20 protein-coding genes are annotated in these 19,559 nt (G+C 62.6%); 9 read left to right on the plus strand and 11 right to left on the minus strand.

Going from position 1 to position 19,559, the window contains the following annotated elements; genetic code table 11:
- Positions 1 to 421: 421 nt before the first annotated feature.
- Entirely contained in the window at positions 422 to 1,465 is a 1,044-nt protein-coding gene (locus J3O30_RS27600; RefSeq protein ID WP_207585590.1) for an NAD(P)-dependent alcohol dehydrogenase, read from the plus strand.
- A gap of 15 nt (positions 1,466 to 1,480) precedes the next feature.
- Here the strand turns inward: J3O30_RS27600 and J3O30_RS27605 are convergent, their stop codons facing one another.
- From J3O30_RS27605 to J3O30_RS27620, 4 genes are all read right to left on the minus strand, one after another.
- On the minus strand, positions 1,481 to 2,050 hold the full coding sequence (locus tag J3O30_RS27605) for a DedA family protein (protein ID WP_207585591.1): 570 nt from the start codon (positions 2,048 to 2,050) through the stop codon (positions 1,481 to 1,483).
- A gap of 40 nt (positions 2,051 to 2,090) precedes the next feature.
- Positions 2,091 to 3,452, minus strand: a complete 1,362-nt coding sequence (locus tag J3O30_RS27610) for an FAD-containing oxidoreductase (RefSeq protein WP_207585592.1) — start codon at positions 3,450 to 3,452, stop codon at positions 2,091 to 2,093.
- Entirely contained in the window at positions 3,449 to 3,910 is a 462-nt protein-coding gene (locus J3O30_RS27615) for a DUF4126 family protein (RefSeq protein WP_207585593.1), read from the minus strand. Before J3O30_RS27615 ends, J3O30_RS27610 begins: the two co-directional genes overlap by 4 nt.
- An 89-nt stretch (positions 3,911 to 3,999) precedes the next feature.
- The gene (locus tag J3O30_RS27620; RefSeq protein ID WP_207585594.1) at positions 4,000 to 5,187 is read right to left on the minus strand and encodes an acyl-CoA dehydrogenase; all 1,188 of its coding nucleotides are present in this window, start codon (positions 5,185 to 5,187) and stop codon (positions 4,000 to 4,002) included.
- Between the two features lie 175 nt (positions 5,188 to 5,362).
- Between J3O30_RS27620 and J3O30_RS27625 the strand changes: the two genes are divergently transcribed.
- Positions 5,363 to 5,701 carry a cupin domain-containing protein gene (locus J3O30_RS27625; RefSeq protein WP_183834382.1) on the plus strand — a complete coding sequence of 113 codons (339 nt, stop codon included), beginning with the start codon at positions 5,363 to 5,365 and terminating at the stop codon, positions 5,699 to 5,701.
- Here J3O30_RS27625 and J3O30_RS27630 read toward each other — a convergent pair whose 3' ends face one another.
- The gene (locus J3O30_RS27630; RefSeq protein ID WP_207585595.1) at positions 5,702 to 6,655 is read right to left on the minus strand and encodes a LysR family transcriptional regulator; all 954 of its coding nucleotides are present in this window, start codon (positions 6,653 to 6,655) and stop codon (positions 5,702 to 5,704) included. It lies immediately after the preceding gene.
- Between the two features lie 174 nt (positions 6,656 to 6,829).
- Here J3O30_RS27630 and J3O30_RS27635 point away from each other — a divergent pair, with 174 nt between their 5' ends.
- The 7 genes from J3O30_RS27635 to mmsB all read left to right on the plus strand — a co-directional run bounded on the left by J3O30_RS27635 (position 6,830) and on the right by mmsB (position 13,964).
- Positions 6,830 to 8,035 carry an ABC transporter substrate-binding protein gene (locus tag J3O30_RS27635; protein WP_207585596.1) on the plus strand — a complete coding sequence of 402 codons (1,206 nt, stop codon included), beginning with the start codon at positions 6,830 to 6,832 and terminating at the stop codon, positions 8,033 to 8,035.
- A gap of 5 nt (positions 8,036 to 8,040) precedes the next feature.
- Entirely contained in the window at positions 8,041 to 8,823 is a 783-nt protein-coding gene (locus tag J3O30_RS27640; RefSeq protein ID WP_207585597.1) for an ABC transporter ATP-binding protein, read from the plus strand.
- On the plus strand, positions 8,823 to 9,524 hold the full coding sequence (locus J3O30_RS27645; RefSeq protein ID WP_207585598.1) for an ABC transporter ATP-binding protein: 702 nt from the start codon (positions 8,823 to 8,825) through the stop codon (positions 9,522 to 9,524). The genes J3O30_RS27640 and J3O30_RS27645 overlap by 1 nt, the downstream gene beginning before the upstream one ends.
- Positions 9,525 to 9,528: 4 nt before the next feature.
- On the plus strand, positions 9,529 to 10,416 hold the full coding sequence (locus tag J3O30_RS27650) for a branched-chain amino acid ABC transporter permease (protein WP_183697712.1): 888 nt from the start codon (positions 9,529 to 9,531) through the stop codon (positions 10,414 to 10,416).
- Position 10,417: 1 nt separating this feature from the next.
- A complete protein-coding gene (locus tag J3O30_RS27655) occupies positions 10,418 to 11,407 on the plus strand; it encodes a branched-chain amino acid ABC transporter permease (RefSeq protein WP_207585599.1) in 990 nt (329 codons plus the stop codon).
- A gap of 70 nt (positions 11,408 to 11,477) precedes the next feature.
- Positions 11,478 to 13,073, plus strand: a complete 1,596-nt coding sequence (locus J3O30_RS27660; protein WP_207585600.1) for a GMC family oxidoreductase N-terminal domain-containing protein — start codon at positions 11,478 to 11,480, stop codon at positions 13,071 to 13,073.
- 9 nt (positions 13,074 to 13,082) lie between these two features.
- Complete coding sequence (mmsB, locus tag J3O30_RS27665) at positions 13,083 to 13,964, plus strand: 3-hydroxyisobutyrate dehydrogenase (protein WP_207585601.1); 882 nt, start codon at positions 13,083 to 13,085, stop codon at positions 13,962 to 13,964.
- A 110-nt stretch (positions 13,965 to 14,074) separates the two neighbouring features.
- Here the strand turns inward: mmsB and J3O30_RS27670 are convergent, their stop codons facing one another.
- From J3O30_RS27670 to J3O30_RS27695, 6 genes are all read right to left on the minus strand, one after another.
- On the minus strand, positions 14,075 to 14,854 hold the full coding sequence (locus J3O30_RS27670) for an ATP-binding cassette domain-containing protein (RefSeq protein ID WP_207585602.1): 780 nt from the start codon (positions 14,852 to 14,854) through the stop codon (positions 14,075 to 14,077).
- 151 nt (positions 14,855 to 15,005) lie between these two features.
- Positions 15,006 to 15,764, minus strand: coding sequence for a fumarylacetoacetate hydrolase family protein (locus J3O30_RS27675; RefSeq protein WP_207585603.1), 759 nt, complete (start codon positions 15,762 to 15,764; stop codon positions 15,006 to 15,008).
- Between the two features lie 89 nt (positions 15,765 to 15,853).
- Positions 15,854 to 17,233 carry an FGGY-family carbohydrate kinase gene (locus J3O30_RS27680; RefSeq protein ID WP_207585604.1) on the minus strand — a complete coding sequence of 460 codons (1,380 nt, stop codon included), beginning with the start codon at positions 17,231 to 17,233 and terminating at the stop codon, positions 15,854 to 15,856.
- Positions 17,230 to 17,550 (minus strand): L-rhamnose mutarotase, encoded by a 321-nt coding sequence (rhaM, locus tag J3O30_RS27685; RefSeq protein WP_207585605.1) that lies wholly within the window; start codon positions 17,548 to 17,550, stop codon positions 17,230 to 17,232. The genes J3O30_RS27680 and rhaM overlap by 4 nt, the downstream gene beginning before the upstream one ends.
- On the minus strand, positions 17,547 to 18,554 hold the full coding sequence (locus J3O30_RS27690) for an ABC transporter permease (protein WP_207585606.1): 1,008 nt from the start codon (positions 18,552 to 18,554) through the stop codon (positions 17,547 to 17,549). Before J3O30_RS27690 ends, rhaM begins: the two co-directional genes overlap by 4 nt.
- Positions 18,551 to 19,552: an ABC transporter permease gene (locus J3O30_RS27695; protein ID WP_207585607.1), complete on the minus strand. Its 1,002-nt coding sequence runs from the start codon at positions 19,550 to 19,552 to the stop codon at positions 18,551 to 18,553. The genes J3O30_RS27690 and J3O30_RS27695 overlap by 4 nt, the downstream gene beginning before the upstream one ends.
- Positions 19,553 to 19,559 lie beyond the last annotated feature (7 nt).

The following is a 19,559-nucleotide window of genomic DNA, read 5'->3' on the forward strand; positions in this document are numbered from 1 at the left end:
GCTAATAACGCTGTCGGTGGCGATTTCGATCCCTCGTCTCGACGACAACACGCACCGGCCGCGGCTGGCGGCCCTTCGGCAGTTCGACAATCGGGTCCACAAACCGGCGCCAGAATTCCCGCAATGACCTTGATATCGTCAGGCCGCAAGACCGATTTCCGCCGACATTATCGGGATCTTTCTTCATCTCTCTGCCTGTCCTCATGGTCGGGATCTCGTATGGAGAATGTACTCTCCGACGGTCTCGGCTGGAATCATACAGAGGTCTTGGAACACAAATCTTTCGGATTATAGAGGCGGGCATTTCATCGCATGTTGAGCAAAAGCTTAATCTCTAAGATTGAATTGCCGCCCCTTCCCGTCTTATAGTCGCTTCAACGGCACTCGATGAACCGAGGGGCCATAGGGAAGGAAACCGACGATGACCAAAGTCCGTGCGCTTGTCCTCGAGCGCCAGCATGAGCTTGCGCTTCGTGATATCGATCTGCCGCTCGAAACCGGCCCGGGCGAGGTGAAGATCAGGATCCACACCGTCGGTGTCTGCGGTTCCGACGTGCATTATTACACGCACGGCAAGATCGGCCCCTTCGTGGTCAACGCGCCGATGGTGCTCGGCCATGAAGCAGCAGGCACGGTCGTCGAGGTCGGGGCCGGCGCCACGCATCTGAAAGTTGGCGACCGCGTCTGCATGGAGCCCGGCATTCCCGATCCGAATTCCAAGGCAAGCCGGCTCGGCATGTACAATATCGATCCGGCGGTGACCTTCTGGGCGACGCCGCCGGTCCATGGCGTGTTGACGCCGGAGGTCGTGCATCCCGCCAACTACACCTTCAAGCTGCCTGACAATGTCAGCTTCGCCGAGGGCGCCATGGTCGAACCCTTCGCCGTCGGCATGCAGGCGGCTGGTAAAGCGAAGATTACACCCGGCGATACCGCCGTCGTCCTCGGCGCCGGGCCGATCGGCACGATGGTGGCGATTGCTGCCCTTGCCGGCGGCTGCGCCCGGGCGATCGTCGCCGATCTCGCCCAGCCGAAACTTGATATCGCCGCGCAATATCAGGGCGTCATTCCGGTCAATATCCGCGAAAAGAACCTGAGCGAAGAGGTCGGCCGGCTGACGGACGGCTGGGGCGCCGATGTCGTCTTTGAATGCTCCGGCTCACCGAAGGCCTGGGAGACGATCATGGCGTTGCCGCGCCCGGGCGGCGTCATCGTCGTCGTTGGCCTGCCGGTCAACCCGATCGGCTTCGACGTTTCGACGGCATCCACCAAGGAGATCCGCATCGAGACGGTGTTCCGCTACGCGCATCAGTATGAGCGCTCGATCGCCCTGCTCGGCTCGGGTCGCGTCGACCTGAAACCGCTAATTTCCGAGACCTTCATATTCGAGGATTCGATCAAGGCGTTTGATCGCGCCGTCGAGGCGCGGCCGAGCGACGTAAAGCTGCAGATCGTGATGGAATAGGCCGTCCCATCGCCTTTACGAGCGCCTGGCGCTGAGTTTCATTTTGCGAAAGACCAGAGCCGCGCCTGCGACGACAGCCGCGGCTCCGGCTGCGACCAGCAGATGGCGGTGAAGGGGAAGGTGGCCTAATATCTGTTCGATGCCGTGTCCGAACAGGTAACCGAGCGCCGTGAAAAGCTGCCCCCACACCAGTGCGGCCGCGGCATTCAGGAGGACGAATTTTCCGGTCGGTATCCGTGTCGTGCCGATGACGATGGGGCTGATCGTCCGCAGCCCAACCAGAAAACGAAATGCAAGAATGAAACCGGTGGGATATTTTTCCAAAAGCGCGGTTGCGCGCGCCAGCGCCGGCTTTTCCTTCAGCCGGCGGACGAGGCTCCAGCTAGCCGCGTAACGACCGACGAGGAACCATAGTTGATCGCCGGCGAAAGATCCGGCCGTGGCCGCGAGCGACGCCGACCAATAGGGCAGCAGCCCGCGGTGGGAAATCACGCCGCCAAGGAACGCGGCCGTTTCGCCTTCAAAGGCGGCGCCCAGAAAGATCGCCAGCAGGCCGTAATTCTCGATCAGCAGTTCGATAGACACGCGGGGTCCGCCTCCAGCTGTCGATTTCCAAGCATCACAGCTAAACCGGCTTCAGATCGCCAAGCAGCGTTGGGATCAACTCCGATACCGTCGGATGGATCGGCACCGACCATTGCAATGCCGGATAGGTCGTTCCCGCATTCATCGCATCGATCAAGCCGTGGATCACCTCGTCGCCCTCGATGCCGAGGATCGCCGCGCCGAGAATCTGCTTGGTCTCGGCATCGGCGATCACCTTCATGAAGCCCTTGGTTTCGCCGCGCTCGTTGGCCCGGCCGACGCGGCTCATCGGCCGGGTCGAGACCATGATCTTGCGGCCGGAGGCGCGCGCCTGCTTCTCCGTCATGCCGACGCGGCCGAGTGGCGGGTCGATATAGAGCGCATAGGCCGGGATGCGGCTTGAAACCTTGCGATCATCGCCGTCGAGGAGGTTGGCGGCGGCGATCTCGAAATCATTGTAGGAGGTGTGGGTGAAAGCGCCGTGGCCGTTGCAGTCGCCGAGCGCCCAGATGCCCTCGACATTGGTGGCGAGCCTGTCGTCGACCGCGATGAAGCCGCGTTTGTCGGTGATGACGCCGGCGGCATCGAGGCCGAGATCGTCGGTGTTCGGCTTGCGGCCGGTGGCGATCAGCACATGGCTCGCATCGATCTTCGCCGGGCCGGCGGTGACGCTCACCCCGCTGCCGTTTCTGGCGAAGGCGATATTGCCGGCGTCGGTGTGGATGCCGATGCCTTCCGAGCGCAGGATGTCGGCGATCGCATCCGATATATCCTCGTCCTCGCGCGATGCGAGCTTCGGGCCATGCTCGATGACGCTGACGTCAGTGCCGAAGCGGCGATACATCTGCGCGAATTCCAACCCGATATAGCTGCCGCCGATCACCACGAGATGCCGGGGCAGCGTGTCGAGATGGATGATCGAGGTGCTGGTGAGGTAATCGATATCATTGATGCCTGGGAGCTCGGGGATGACGGGCCGCGCGCCGACATTGAGGAAGATGCGCGGCGCGGTCAGCGTCTCGCCATCGACGCTGACGGTGTTGGGGCCCTCGAAGCGGGCATGGCCGTAGATGATGCTCATGCCGTCCATGCTGCCCAACCAATCGATCAGGCCGTTGCGGGCATCCATCGTCACCTTTTCGGCGCGGGCTCTGACCACCTTCATGTCGACGGCGATCGCGCCGGGGATCCTGACGCCATAGGCGGCGCCGCTTCTTGCGACATGGGCGGCGCGGGCGCTGGCGACCAGCGTCTTCGTCGGCATGCAGCCGGCATTGACGCAGGTGCCGCCGAGGAATTTTCGCTCGATCAGCGCCACTTTCATGCCCTTTTCGACCATCCGGGCGGCAAGCGACGGGCCGGCCTGGCCGGCGCCGATCACGATAGCGTCGAAGCTTTTCATGCGACGGCCCCCACGATCACCAGCGCGCCGATGACGGCGACGGCATCCTCGATGAGGGCCGCAGGCAGATCCTTGCCAAAGGAGGCGGCAAGCCGGCTGCGGACGGCGGCGCCACCATAAGTGCCGATGACGGCGCCAATCACACCGGCGATCAGCCCGCCGAACAGCAGGCTGCTGGCTGCCCCGATGGTTGCGCCTGCCAGCGCGCCGGCGACGATACGGGCGCCGAACTGCATCGGCACCTTGCGCGACGGCGTCGACGGCAACTGGTCGGCAATCAGTTCGACGACGGCGAGAACCGTAAAGATCCACGGCGTCCACTGGTAACCCATGAAGGCAAGCGGCGTCTGTGAGACGTCGAACCAGCCAAGTGCCGCGCCCCAGGCGACGGCGGCCGGCGCCGTCATGGTGCGAAGGCCGGCAACGACACCGATCAGCAATGCAAGAAGCAGAAACATGCGATCCCCCTCTTTGCCGGCTTTGTGCCGCGAGAGGAAAGGTTGCACATTGTCAGGCGCCTGGCAATTCGCCTTGACGGGCCTGTGAATTAGTTCGCGAAAGCCGCGATGCCGGTGATCGCCCGGCCGATGATCAGCGCATGGATGTCGTGCGTTCCCTCATAGGTGTTGACCACTTCGAGGTTGACGAGATGGCGGGCGATGCCGAATTCGTCGGAAATGCCGTTGCCGCCGAGCATGTCGCGGGCGGCGCGCGCGATCTCCAGCGCCTTGCCGCAGCTGTTGCGCTTGAGGATCGAGGTCAGTTCCACGGGCGGATGGCCTTCCTCCTTCATGCGGCCAAGCCGCAGGCAGCCCTGCAGGCCGAGCGAGATCTCCGCCGCCATGTCGGCGAGCTTCTTCTGGATCAGTTGGTTGGCGGCGAGCGGTCGGCTGAACTGCTTGCGCTCGAGCGTATACTGCCGTGCTCTGGCATAACAATCCTCGGCAGCACCAAGCGCGCCCCAGGCGATGCCAAAACGCGCTGAGTTGAGGCAGGTGAATGGCCCCTTGAGGCCGGTGACGCCGGGCAGAAGATTTTCCTCGGGCACGAAGACCCCGTCCATCACCACTTCGCCGGTGATCGAGGCGCGCAAGCCCACCTTGCCGTGAATGGCGGGCGCCGAGAGCCCCTTCCAGCCCTTTTCAAGGATGAAGCCGCGGATAAGGCCGTCCTCGGTCTTGGCCCAGACGACGAAGATATCGGCGATCGGCGCATTGGAGATCCAGGTCTTAGAGCCGGTGAGGCTGTAGCCGCCGTCGACTTTTTTCGCGCGTGTCGCCATCGAGCCGGGGTCGGAGCCGTGATCGGGTTCGGTCAGGCCGAAGCAGCCGATCCATTCGCCGATGGCGAGTTTCGGCAGGTATTTCAGCTTCTGTGCTTCGGAGCCGAATGTTTCGATCGGCACCATGACCAGCGAGGACTGCACGCTCATCATCGAGCGGTAACCGCTATCGACCCGTTCGACTTCGCGGGCGATCAGGCCGTAGGCGACGTAACCGAGACCGGCGCCGCCATACTCAGGCGAGATCGTCGGGCCGAGCAGGCCGAGTTCGCCCATTTCGCGGAAGATCTGAGGATCGGTCTTTTCATTGCGGAAGGCGTCGAGAACGCGGGGCGCAAGTTTTTCCTGCGCATAGGCATGGGCCGTATCCTGCACCATGCGCTCCTCGCTGGTGAGCTGCTCCACCAGGCGGAACGGGTCGGCCCAGTCGAAAACCTCGCGCGTATGCTGCATGTCGGCGTCTCCTCACCCTTGAACTCAGGCTTGCCTCGCTCAAGCTCGCATAGACCCGCCAGCCGACCGCGTCAACAGAAGGCGGCCGTATCGAAAAGACAGCGCCCGCCATCTTTTCAAAAGCGTCGGCATGATCCACTTTGCCGGCGATCGATTCTGGAATGAGGAGACGGAAATGTCGTCAAGCGATCTGTTCGTATCGGCCGAAGGCGCCGAATGGGTCAACCCCGAGCCCGGCGTCGTCAGGCGCATCATGACCTATCTGCCTGAGATGATGATGGTGGAAGTGGCCTTCGAAAGCGGCGCTGTCGGTGCTGCTCATTCGCATCCGCACATCCAGGCAAGTTATGTCGCCGAGGGCAGCTTCGAAGTGACGATCGACGGCCGGACTGAGGTGCTGCGCCAGGGCGGCAGCTTCATCGTGCCCCCCAATCTCGTCCACGGCGTCAAGGCGCTGGAAAAGGGTCGGCTGATCGATGCATTCACCCCGCACCGGGCCGAGTTTCTCAAATAATCAGGTTTCGGCTTCGGACCGGCGCGGCGCGCCTGCGGCGGTGACGTAGGGCGGCACGAAGCGCACATCCTCGCCGCGCACCGCCTCGCGCAGGAAATCGATGACGGCGCGAACGCGCGGCGCCTGTTTCAGGTCGCGATGGCAGGTGATCCAGTATTGGCGCTTGAGGTCGATTTCGTCGGGCAGCACGCGCACGAGCTCGGGATAACGGCTGGCGAAGAAGTAGGGCAGGATGCAGAGGCCGAGGCCGTTTCGGGTGGCGGTGAGCTGCGCGAAGATGCTGGAACTCTGGAATTGCGGCTTGATGCGCGGATGCACATCGCTCAGATAATCCAGGCCCGGCGCGAAGATCATTTCCTCGATATAGCTGACGAAGGGATGGCCGAGCAGGTCCTCGCGGCAGGTGATCTCAGGCGCCTTTGCCAGATAGTCGCGCGAGCCGTAGATCTGCAGGTGATAATCGGTCAGCTTCTCGGCAAAATAAGGCCCGCCCTTCGGCTCGTCGAGCACGACGGAAAGATCGGCGTCCTTGCGCGACAGCGACATGATCTGCTGGATCGTCACCAGTTCCAGCGCCAAGTGCGGATGCTGGGCGGCAAACCGCGGCAGCACGGTCGCGAAGAAGAAATTGGCAAAACCTTCAGGCGCGCTGAGGCGCACGAGGCCGCGCTGCGCCATCGAGCCGTCGGCGAGATCGGCGCGCAGCCGCTCGGTCTCCTGCTCCATCCGCTCGGCTGTCTCGATGAAACGCGTGCCCATGGCGGTCAGCACATAGCCGCGCGGATTGCGCTCGAAGAGCTTGACCTTGAGGGTGAATTCCAGCCGGTCGATGCGGCGCGAGACCGTGGCATGGCTAGAGCGCAACTGCCGGGCCGCCGTCGAGAGCTGTCCAGTGCGGGCTACGGCTAGAAAAAACTGCAGATCGTCCCAAGTAAACTGCGGTGGATTGTTCATGGCGATCCCCTCTGTTCAAAAATGAACAGATACTGTTTGGAATTAGTTGTAAATCACCCGTTGCCTCAAGGCGGAATTTCCTTGATCGTAGGCTAAGGGTCGGCCGCTCCGAGGAGTGCGGCTGGCCAAATCTGAACAGATCCGCAATCTGGCCAATCTCTGGGAGGAGAGAATATGCGTAAGAATCTCATTGCATCAGTTGCATTTCTGCTTGCAAGCAGCACTGCGGTGCTCGCGCAGAGCGCGACCGACGGCAAGGTCAAGATCGGCATCCTGAACGACCAGTCGGGTGTCTATGCCGATTTCGGCGGCAAGTCTTCCGTCGAGGCTGCCAAGATGGCGGTCGAGGATTTCGGCGGCAAGGTGCTTAATGTGCCGATCGAGATTGTCGATGCCGACCACCAGAACAAACCGGATATTGCCTCCAACATCGCCCGCCAATGGTACGACACCGAGCAGGTGGATGCGATCATGGAATTGACGACCTCGTCGGTGGCGCTCGCCGTGCAGGCTATCGCCAAGGAGAAGAAGAAGATCGACATCGTCACCGGTGCGGCGACGACCGATCTCACCGGCAAGGCCTGCTCGCCTTACGGGTTCCATTGGGCCTACGACACGCATGCGCTTGCCGTCGGCACCGGCGGCGCCCTCGTCAAGCAGGGCGGCGACAGCTGGTTCTTCCTGACCGCCGACTATGCCTTCGGTTATTCGCTGGAACAGCAGACCAGCGATTACGTCAAGGCGAGCGGCGGCAAAGTCGTCGGCGCCGTCCGCCATCCGCTGTCGACCCAGGACTTCTCGTCCTTCCTGCTGCAGGCGCAATCATCCGGCGCCAAGGTGATCGGTCTCGCCAATGCCGGCCTCGACACCTCGAATGCCATCAAGCAGGCGGCCGAATTCGGCATCACCCAGGGCGGCCAGCATCTGGCGGCGCTGCTCTTCACGCTCGCCGAAGTGCATGGTCTTGGCCTCGAGGCGGCACAGGGGCTGACGCTGACGGAAGGTTTTTACTGGAACCGCGACGACGAAAGCCGCGCCTTCGCCAAGAAGTTCTTCGCCCGCACCGGCAAGATGCCGAACATGATCCACACCGGCACCTATTCGGCAGTGACGCAATATCTGAAGGCGGTGCAGAAGGCCGGCACCGACGAAACGGAAGCCGTCGCCAAGCAGCTGCATGAAATGCCGGTCGACGACGTCTTCGGCCGCGGTGGCACGGTCGGCGCCAATGGCCGGATGATCCACGACATGTACCTGCTGCAGGTCAAGAAGCCGGCTGAAAGCAAGGAGCCGTGGGATTATTTCAACGTGCTTGCCACCATTCCCGGCAAGGAAGCCTATATCGATCCCGCCAAGAGCGGTTGCGATCTGGTGAAGTGAGCGCAATGGCGGTTTCCGCAATTGAAACGCAGGAAAAGCCGCGGGTGGTATTGTCCGCCCGCGGCCTGCGCCGCGATTTCGGCGGCTTCACGGCCGTCAAGAACGTCGATCTCGACGTGCATGATGCGAGCGTGCATGCGCTGATCGGCCCAAACGGCGCCGGCAAGACGACGGTGTTCAACCTGCTGACCAAGTTCCTGCAGCCGACATCGGGCACGATCACGCTGATGGGCACCGATATCACCAAGACGCCGCCAGACAGGGTGGCGCGCATGGGGTTGGTGCGGTCCTTCCAGATCTCGGCGGTCTTCCCGCACTTAAGCGTTCTCGACAATGTGCGGGTGGCGCTGCAGCGGCCGAACAATCTTTCCACCCAGTTCTGGCGGCCGCTCTCGGCGCTCGACCGGCTGAACGCGCGCGCCGAGCAACTGCTTGCCAGCGTCGGGCTTTCCAAGGAGCGCGATCAGATCGCCGCCGATCTCTCCTATGGCCGCAAGCGCGTGCTGGAGATCGCCACCACGCTGGCGCTCGATCCCAAGGTGCTGCTGCTCGACGAACCGATGGCCGGCATGGGGCTTGAGGATGTCGCCGTCGTCTCATCCATCATCCGCGACGTCGCCCGCGACCGGGCGGTGCTGATGGTCGAGCACAATCTCTCCGTCGTCGCCAATATCTGCCAGCATGTCACCGTGCTGCAGCGCGGCGAAATCCTCGCCGAGGGCGACTACGCCACAGTCAGCCAGGACGAGCGCGTGCGCGTCGCCTATATGGGCACGGAGGAGCATTGATGGTCGCTCTCCTCGAAGTCCAGGGACTGAACGCCTGGTACGGCGAAAGCCACGTCCTGCACGGTGTCGACATGCGAGTGGCCGAAGGCGAGACGATCACCATTCTCGGCCGCAACGGCGTCGGCAAGACGACGACATTGCGCACCATCACCGGCATCGTGCGGTCCCGCAAGGGCAGGATCAGCTTTGCCGGCAGCGACATGATGCAGGTGCCGCTGCACAGGACGGCCCACCGCGGCATCGGCTTCGTGCCGGAGGAGCGCGGCATCTTCTCGACGCTGACGGTCTCGGAAAACCTGCTGCTGCCGCCGGTCGTGGCGAAGGGCGGCATGACGCTTGACGAGATCTACGAACTCTTCCCCAATCTCTACGAACGCCGCAGCAGCCCCGGCACTAAACTTTCCGGCGGCGAACAGCAGATGCTGGCGATCGCCCGGATACTGCGCACCGGCGTCAGGTTGCTTATTCTCGACGAACCGACGGAGGGACTTGCCCCCGTCATCGTCCAGCGTATCGGCGAGGTGCTGCAGACCCTGAAAGGACGCGGCATGACGATCCTGCTGGTCGAGCAGAACTTCCGTTTCGCCAGCCGTATTGCCGATCGCTTCTATCTGATGGATCATGGGCAGATGGTGTCGGAATTCCCGGTCGGTGAACTGCCGCAGCGCATGGATACGCTGCACAAAGTTCTGGGAGTATGACCAGATGACGATGATCTTCGGCATTCCCCTGCAGGCGCTGCTCGGCCAGCTGCTGATCGGCCTGATCAACGGCTCGTTCTATGCGCTGCTCAGCCTCGGCCTCGCCATCATCTTCGGCCTGCTCAGGGTGATCAACTTCGCCCATGGCGCGCAATATATGCTCGGCGCCTTCGTCGCCTACCTGCTGCTGACCTATGCCGGCATCGGCTACTGGCCGTCGCTGATCCTGGCGCCCGTGATCGTCGGCCTTGCCGGCGCAATCATCGAGCGGCTGTTTCTGCGCAGGCTCTACGACCTCGATCCGCTCTACGGCCTGCTCTTCACCTTCGGGCTGGCGCTCGCGGTCGAAGGCACCTTCCGCTATCTCTACGGCTCGTCCGGCCAGCCCTATGCGACGCCGGCGGCGCTCGCCGGCGGGGCCAATCTCGGCTTCATGTTCCTGCCGATCTATCGCGGCTGGGTGGTCGTCGTCTCGCTCGTCGTCTGCCTCGGCACCTGGCTGCTGATCGAGAAGACCAAGCTCGGGGCGTATCTGCGCGCCGCCACTGAAAACGCCGTTCTGGTGCAGGTCTTCGGCGTCAACGTGCCGGTGCTCCTGACGCTCACCTACGCGCTCGGCGCGGGCCTTGCGGCCTTTGCCGGCGTGCTGGCGGCGCCGATCTACCAGGTCTCGCCGCTGATGGGCTCGAACATGATCATCGTCGTCTTCGCCGTGGTCGTCGTCGGCGGCATGGGATCGATCATGGGCGCGATCATCACCGGTTATCTGCTCGGCATCGCCGAGGGCCTGACCAAGGTCTTCTATCCCGAGGCGTCCAACATCGTGATCTTCGTCATTATGGCAATCGTGCTTCTCATCAGGCCCGCGGGCCTCTTCGGAAGGGACGCCTGACATGGCCGACATTACCGAAACCATTCGAACGGAAAAAAGCCGAACCGCCTTTTCGGTGCAGGCGGGCTTCCTGCTGGCGGGGTTGCTGCTCCTGCTCTTGGCGCCGTTTTTCTTCTATCCGATCTTCCTGATGAAGCTGCTCTGCTTCGCGCTCTTTGCCTGCGCCTTCAACCTGCTGCTCGGTTATACCGGCCTGCTTTCCTTTGGCCACGCCACCTTCTTCGGGGGGGCTGCCTATTTCACCGCCTATACGGTGAAGGAGTGGGGCCTGCCGCCGGAACTCGGCATCCTGATCGGCGTGGTAGGCGCAGCATTCCTCGGCCTCGTCATGGGCTTCTTCGCCATCCGCCGCCAGGGCATTTATTTCGCGATGATCACGCTGGCGCTGTCGCAAATGTTCTTCTTCTTCTGCCTGCAGGCGAAGTTCACCGAAGGCGAGGACGGCATCCAGTCCGTGCCGCGCGGCCATCTCTTCGGCTTCATCGATCTGAACAGCTCGACCAACATGTATTATTTCGTGCTGGCCGTCTTCCTTGTAGGCATCCTGATCATCTGGCGTTTCATCAATTCGCCCTTCGGCATGATCCTGAAATCGATCCGCGAAAACGAGCAACGGGCGATCTCGCTCGGTTATTCCGTGGCGCGCTACAAGCTCGGCGCCTTCGTCATGTCGGCAGCGCTTGCGGGGCTGGCGGGCGCGGTAAAATCGATTGTCTTCCAGTTCGCGACCTTGACCGACGTTGCCTGGCAGATGTCAGGCGAAGTGATCCTGATGACGCTGCTCGGCGGCATCGGCACGCTGATCGGCCCGCTCTTCGGCGCCGGGCTGGTGGTGGCGCTGGAAAACTACCTCGCCACCTCGGAATTCCCGGTGACGATCATCACCGGCATCGTCTTCATGGTCTGCGTGCTGATCTTCCGCCGCGGCATCATCGGCGAATTCTACGCCTCGCGGCTGGGGCGGAAACTGGGCTTCGTCTATCGCCGCTAACGGGCGGACCTCTCTTCACCCCGCGCTGCGGGGGGAGAGAACAGGGGCATTTGGAGTTCGCGCAAGGCACATGGATCGTTACGACTACATCATTATCGGGGCAGGCAGCGCCGGCTGCGTACTTGCCAACCGGCTGTCGGCCGATGGCAGGAGCCGGGTGCTGCTATTGGAAGCCGGCGGCAGCGACAATTATCACTGGATCCATATCCCGGTCGGTTATCTCTATTGCATCAACAATCCGCGCACCGACTGGTGTTTCACCACGGCGCCGGAAGCGGGATTGAACGGCCGGGCGCTGAGCTATCCGCGCGGCAAGGTGCTCGGCGGCTCTTCGTCGATCAACGGCATGATCTACATGCGCGGTCAGGCGCGTGACTACGACCTCTGGCGGCAGATGGGCTGCAGCGGCTGGGGCTGGGACGATGTTCTGCCCTTCTTCCGCAAGTCCGAGGATTTTTATCGCGGCGAAGACGAGATGCATGGTGCCGGCGGCGAATGGCGCATCGAGAGGGCGCGCGTGCGCTGGGCCGTGCTCGATGCCTTCCAGCAGGCGGCGAGGGAAGCCGGCATCCCGGAGACTGCGGATTTCAACCGCGGCAGCAATGAAGGATCCGGTTATTTTGACGTCAACCAGCGTTCCGGTATTCGCTGGAACACCTCGAAGGCTTTTCTGCGCCCGGCGATGAAACGCTCCAATCTGACCGTGCTGACCAAGGCGCAGGTCCGCCGGCTGCTGGTGGAGGAGGGGGCCGTTGCCGGCGTCGAATTCCAGCATGATGGCGTGGCGAAACGCGCCTATGCGGCAAAGGAAACCGTCCTTTCAGCCGGGTCGATCGGTTCGCCGCATATCCTGGAGCTGTCGGGCATCGGCAGGGGCGAAGTTCTCAGCCAGGCGGGCGTCGATGTCGTCAAAGAGGTAAAGGGTATCGGCGAGAACCTGCAAGACCATCTGCAACTGCGTCTGGCCTATAAAGTGACCGGCGTGCCGACACTGAACGAGAAGGCGACGAAGCTGATCGGCAAGGCGGCGATCGGGCTCGAATATCTCGTCCGCCGCTCCGGGCCGATGGCGATGGCGCCGAGCCAGCTCGGCATCTTCACCCGCTCGGGCCCGGACCGGGAAACCCCCGACCTGCAATATCACGTGCAGCCGGTATCGTTGGAGAAGTTCGGCGATCCCGTCCATCCTTTCCCGGCGATCACCGCGAGCGTCTGCAATCTCAGGCCGGAAAGCCGCGGTTCGGTCCACCTGTCCAGCCCGGATTTTGCTGCCCAGCCGACGATCAGCCCGAAATACCTCTCGACGCAGCGCGATCGTGACATAGCTGTCCGTTCTATACGCTTGACGCGCAAGATCGTCGCGCAGCCGTCGTTTGCCCGTTTCAGGCCGGAGGAATTCAAGCCCGGGCCCAGCTATCAGACGGAGGCCGATCTGGAGCGGGCGGCGGCCGATATCGGCACGACGATCTTCCATCCTGTCGGCACCTGCCGCATGGGCGCCGACAGAGACAGCGTCGTCGATCCCCGGCTGAGATTCCGGGCGCTCGGCAAGCTCAGGATCGCCGACGCCTCGGTGATGCCGTCGATCACCTCGGGCAACACCAATTCGCCGACGATCATGATCGCCGAAAAGGCGGCGGCGATGATCCTCGAAGACAATCGATAGGAGAAGACCATGGCAAGGATCGCATTCATCGGGCTTGGCAACATGGGCGGGCCGATGGCGGCCAATCTGGTCAAATCAGGTCACGAAGTCCTCGGCTTCGATCTCGCGGCTTCGGTGCTGAAGGCGGCCGAGGAAAGCGGCGTCAAACCGGCAAGCCATGCCAGCCAGGCGGTCAAGGACGCCGGGATCGTCATATCAATGCTGCCGCAGGGCAGACACGTGCTGACGGCCTGGACCGATATCCTGCAGACCGCGGCGCAGGACACGCTGGTCATCGATTGCTCCACCATCGACGTCGAAAGCAGCCGCAAGGCGCATGAGATGGCCAGGGCGGCAAGCTGCCTGTCGCTCGACGCCCCGGTCTCCGGCGGCACCGGCGGGGCGACCGCGGGCACGCTGACCTTCATGGCGGGCGGCTCGGACGAGGCCTTCGCCAGGGCGAAGCCGATCCTCGAGGCCATGGGAAAAAAGATCGTCCATTGCGGCGAGGCGGGCGCCGGTCAGGCGGCGAAGATCTGCAACAACATGATATTAGGCATCTCGATGGTCGGCGTCTGCGAAGCCTTCGTGCTCGCCGAAAAACTCGGCCTCTCGCACCAGGCGCTGTTCGATGTCGCCTCGACCTCATCCGGCCAGTGCTGGTCGATCAATACCTATTGCCCGGTGCCCGGACCGGTGCCGACCTCGCCCGCCAACAACGACTACAGGCCGGGCTTTGCCGCGGCACTGATGCTGAAGGATCTGAGGCTCTCGCAGGAGGCGGCGCTGGCAAGCGGCGCCTCGACGCCGCTCGGCGCGGAAGCAGCCCAGCTTTATGCGCTGTTCGAGAAACTCGGACATGGCGGAAGGGATTTTTCCGCCATTATCGAGATGTTCCGCGAGAAGCTGTAAGCGACGCGCTAGAGCGGTTCAGCTTTTGATGGAAGCGCAGAACCACTCTAACCTTTTGTTTTAACGCAACTCCGGACGGAAAACCGCTTCGCACTTTTCCTGGAATTGCTTTATAAGAGATAGCTGACCGGCTCGTTTCGAACCGGATGGGGAAAGACACCCATACCGACGCCGAAAATCGACTGCAGCGTCTCGGCCTGCATGATCTCCATGGGCGTGCCCTCGGCGGTGATCCGGCCGCGATTGAGCGCGATGATCGCGTCGCAGTAGCGTGCGGCAAGGTTGATGTCGTGCAACACGATGATGACGGTCAGCCCGCGTTCATGGCTGAGTTCCTGCACCAGCGAGAGGACGCTTGCCTGATGGGCAAGGTCGAGCGCCGAGGTCGGCTCGTCGAGCAACAGGCAGCGGGCGTCCTGGGCGAGCATCATGGCGATCCAGGCACGCTGGCGCTCGCCGCCGGACATGTTGGCGACGAGACGATCGGCAAAATCGTCAAGCTCGGTGCGGGCAATTGCCTCCTCGACCATGTTGCGATCCGTCGCGGTGAAGCGGCCAAGCGTGCCGTGCCAGGGAAAACGGCCGAGCGCCACGAGTCCCCGCACGGTCATGCCGTCGGTCGCCGGCGTGAATTGCGGCATGTAGGCGACGTGCCGGGCAAATTCCCGGGCGCCCCAATCGCCCGCCCGTTTGCCGTTGAAGGCGATGGCGCCGGATTTCGGCGCGACCTGGCGGGCGATGATCTTCAAAAGCGTGCTCTTGCCGGAACCGTTCGGCCCCACCAGACCGTAGATGCGGCCCTGCTCGAGCGTCAGGTCGATGCCATGCAAGATGGATTTCGGCCCGATGGCATAATCGACTCCCGACAGGTCAAGGAAAGGCGAAGGCATGGTCTGCTCCGGGTTCGGTGTCGCACGGGTTCGAGAGGGCAAGCCCTCCCTTTCCCTGCAAAACTTAACCTGAATTGTCAACTTATGCTTTCTGTCCGACACGGTTCCGCGCGCCGACCGGATGCGGTGACATCCTCCCGTGGGCTTCAAATCAACGCTTCGACACCGAGAAACTTAGCCTGCTGTCGCCGAACAGGATATCGATCTCGCCGGGTTCGGTCAGTTCGACCGCGCCGCTCAACGTGCCGGTCGTGATCAGCGCGCCTGCCTTCAGCGATGTCTCTGGGCGCAAGCCATCATTGGCGTAATCGACTAGCCAGGTGAGAACGTCGCCCTTCGGATGCTGCGCCGGGCCATCATAGATCGTGCGGCCGGCATGGGTGACCTTGAGCGGCGTGCCACCGGCTTTGTCGACAAAGCTTTTTTCGAGCTTCGGGCCGAGCACATAACCGCTATTGCCGAGCCGGTCGGCGACGAACAGCAGGAAGGAAACGCCGCCGCTTTCCCTGAGGGCGCTGACCAGCAGTTCGGCGCCGAGATAGGCAGCGGAGATCGCTTCGACCACGTCGGCGCGGCTGTAGGGAGCACCCGGGCGGATCGGCAGGTCCTTGCCGAGACGGACGGCGATCTCGGTCTCGAATTTCAGGCCCGGATACCAGGGGATGCTGGCGCCGGCGGCAGCCTCGGCATAGGGATGCAGGGGAGCAGTAACCGCCTGGCCCTGCGGCGAGACCGTCACTTTCCAGGCATTGCTGGAGATGCCATCTGGGGCGGCAAGGAAATTCTGCGCTTCCATCGCCTGATGCAGATCGGCCGGCAGGGTGAAACTGCCGGTTTCCTCCTGCCTGCCGGCCTGGCGCAGGCTGTGAAACCTGACTGCGAGCCCGCGCGGATCGAATGTCTCTGTCATGCTGTCTCCTCGACTTGGTTTTCGAGGGGCACACTAACCGCAAGGCAGGGGCGAGCAAGACCGTTCTTGGGCCGTATTTGGAAAAGCTCTTATTCCATCGCCGCGTACCAGTGATCGCGATACGCCGAGAGCCCTGGGATCTCGGTCGGCGGAACATGCGTCTCGGCACCCGATAACGGCCGGATGCCGGTGAGAAGGGCCGCGCCCTGGCTGGTGCCGGTTGTACCAGGAACGGCCATGACCTCGCGGCCGGTAAGGGCGGCAAGCAGCTTGAGATAGGTCTCGTTCAGGGCAAAAGGCCCTTCGACGATGACGGGGCCCTTGGCGCCAATCAGCCCGAGGCAGGCATCGGTCATCAAAGCGAGATAGAGGCAGGCCGTGGCATAACGCTCCTCGCGGCTTGGCTGCTCGGCGCCGATCCAGCGGCTCACCTTTCCCGGAAACGGCCCGGAACCGGGGCCGATATTGGGCAACAGCATCATGCCTTTACCGATGACAGGGCCGATCGCCGCCTGGGCCGCCTTTTCGTCGACAGGACCGATCTCGGCCGAAAGGATTTCGAATTCCCGCCCGCCCATGAAACGCGAGGAGGGAACGGCCCGGCCATAGGCATCGACATTGGCGAGCGCGTCGCGTTTTTGATCGAGATGATCGAGGTCGCCGCCGACGCCGAAATTGATGACCCAGGTGCCTGTGGAGACGACGGCGAAGGGTGCTTCCCGATGGACCAGATGCGGCAGCAGCGAGGCATTGGAATCGTGAATGCCGCAATAGACCGGCACGGGTGCTGCAAGGCCGAGCTCGGTGGCGATCTCGGGCAGGACCGGGCCGAGCGCATCGAAGGCGGAGCGGATCGGCGCCATCAGCGCGCGAATGCCGAGCCTGTCGACCAGCGAGGAATAGTCGCCGGCCTTCGGGTTCCAGAGGTCGGTATGGCAGCCGAGCGAGGTCAGCTCATTGGCGGCGATACCGGTCAGCCGCGCCGTCCAATATTGCGCATAGGTGAGGATGGTCGCCACCCTGGCGAATTCCTCGGGAAAGGCGGTCTTCTGATGGTGCAGCTGCGCGCCGATATTGAGGCCCATCGCGAGGCGTGGGGAGAAGGTTTCGTCGAAGGCGGGACGCAAGGCCGTATAGGCATCACGGATTTCCTGCGGATATTCGTGTTCGTAGTCGATCACAGGCATGGCGAGCGTGCCGTCCCCGCCAAGCAGCGCGGCGGCGGCGCCGTGGGTGGTGACCGAGATGGCATCGAAACCCGTTTCCCCCGCAAGCCTCTTCAGCGCATCGAGCGCAAAGGACCAAAGCGCCTCAATGTCGTAATGCGGGTAGGGACCGGTTTTGATAGCGATGTTCGGGCGCTTCAGGACGGCGATCTCGGCGCCGGTTTCGCTGTCGAGCACGACGACCTTGGCATTGGTCTTGCCGATGTCGAGAACGGCGATGCGGCGATAGGAGGTGGCGTTCATGGCATATGGAAGAGCGTGACGAGGTCGCTTTGCACCGGCGAATTGTCCGGGTTGGTCGCCATGATATCGGCCATGTGCGCCCACCATTTCTTCATGACGGGATGCTCCGGCAGGCTTGCCATGGTGTGATCGGCGGGCCGCGTCAACACGCCAAACAGCGTGTTGGTCTCGCGGTCAAGATGGATGGAATAGTCGCTGGCGCCCGACCTATGCAGGAGATCGACCAATTCCGGCCAGATTTCGTCATGCCGCTTGCGGTATTCGGCTTCCATGCCGGGATTGAGCTGCATCTTGAAGGCGTGTTTTTCTCTGGTCATCGGGAGCTCATGAGCTTGACGCGGCGGGCGATGATCGGGATGGCGATGGTGATGATCAAAAGCAGGCCGATGAAGATCGACATGACGATGCCGGGCACGTTCAACAGGCCAAGGCCGAAGGTGACGAGACCCATGACGAAGGCGGCGATGACGACGCCGCCTATCGTGCCGGAGCCGCCGAGGATCGAGATACCGCCGAGCACGACCATGGTGACGACTTCGAGCTCCCAGCCTTGGGCAATCGACGGCCGGGTCGAGCCGAGGCGCGAGGTCAGGCAGACGGCGGCCACCCCGCTCATGACGCCGGTCAGCAGGAAAAGGATGAATTTGACGCGCTCGACCGGGATGCCGGAGAAGCGGGCAGCGAAATCATTGTTGCCGATCGCATAGACCTGCCGGCCGAAATTCGTCGCGTGCAGCAGGATGGCGAACAGGATCGCCAGCACGAAGAACAGCACGAATTCGAAAGAGAATACCCAGACGACATAGCCCTGGCCGAAATAGGCAAAGTCGGCCGGGTATTTGCCATAGGCCTGGTCGCCAAGCACGATATAGGAAATGCCGCGGAAAAGGCTCATCGTGCCGATGGTGACGACGATAGACGGCAGTTTCAGTACCGAGACCAGCACGCCGTTAAAGGTGCCGCAGGCAAGGCCGGTACCGATGCCGATCAGAACCAGGCCCGGTGTGCCGATGCCGGCTTGCGCTGCGGCCCCCATCGCCGTCGAGGCGAGCGCGATGATCGCGGCGACCGAGAGGTCGATCTCGCCCGATATGACGAGCAGCGCCATGGCAAAGGCGATCATTGCCTTTTCGGTGAAGTTGAAGGTGGCGTCCGAAAGATTCCAGGCGTCGAGGAAATAGGGCGAGGCCAGGGAATTGAAGATGAAGATCAGGATCGCGACGGCAAAGAGCAGCACTTCCCAGCTCGCGGCGATGCGGCGGAAGGGCGTGCCGAGCCGGTCGGGGATGACCCGCTTTTCGCGCGTGGGCACGGTGCTCATGCTGCGGCCTCCGTTCTGATCTCGGCTGCGGCGCGGTCGCGCAGGATGATGCGGCCGCGGTTGCGCTCGCGCCGGGCGTTGAAGACGACGGCGAGAATGATGACGGTTCCGGAGATCGCCATCTGGGTGAAGGGTGAAATACCGATGACCGGCAGCGCATTCTTGATGACGCCGAGGAAGAGTGCGCCGAGCACGGTGCCGGCGACCGAGCCGACGCCGCCGGCAATCGAGATGCCGCCGATGACGCAGGCCGCGACGCTGTCGAGCTCGAAACCGTTGGCGATATCCACATAGGCGACGGCATAACGAGACACCCAGAGATAGCTTGAAAGCCCGGCGAGCGCGCCTGACAGGACGAAGGCGAGGAATTTGGTCCAGCCGGTATCGATGCCGGCATAGACGGCCGCGGTAGGATTGCCGCCGGTCGCATAGGCCGAGCGGCCGAACTGGGTATATCTGAGCAACACATACATCAACAGTACGATGATGATGCCGACCCAGCCGAGGACGGGCAGGCCGAGGATCGGCGTGCGCGGCACCGACAGGAAGACCGGCGTCATCTGATGGGCGTTGACCCAGGCGCCGCCCGAGAGCACGAAAGCCATACCGCGATAGATAGTCAGCGTGCCGAGTGTGACGACGATCGGCGGGATTTCCAGCGCCCAGACGAGAAAGCCGTTGATGGCGCCGAGACAGGCGCCGATGACGATCGCCGCAAGGATGAGGACGACGAGCGGCAGATCGGGATAGGCGGCATTCATCATCGCGATCGCCATACCGGTGAAGGCGAGATTGGCGGCGACCGACAGATCGATCGATTTCGTCAGAATGACCGTCATCTGCGCCAGCGCCAGGATGATCAGGATCGAGGTATCGTTGAAAATGCCGGCGAGATTGTCCGGCGTTGCGAAATCCGTAGCCCGCGTCGAAAAGATCGCAATCATCACCACAATGATGAGGAACAGCAGGGTTTCGCGTTTTCTGATCAGTCTTGCCATGCTCTTA

The sequence above is a fragment of the Rhizobium sp. NZLR1 genome (assembly GCF_017357385.1).
In the GTDB taxonomy this organism is placed as follows: Bacteria; Pseudomonadota; Alphaproteobacteria; order Rhizobiales; family Rhizobiaceae; genus Rhizobium.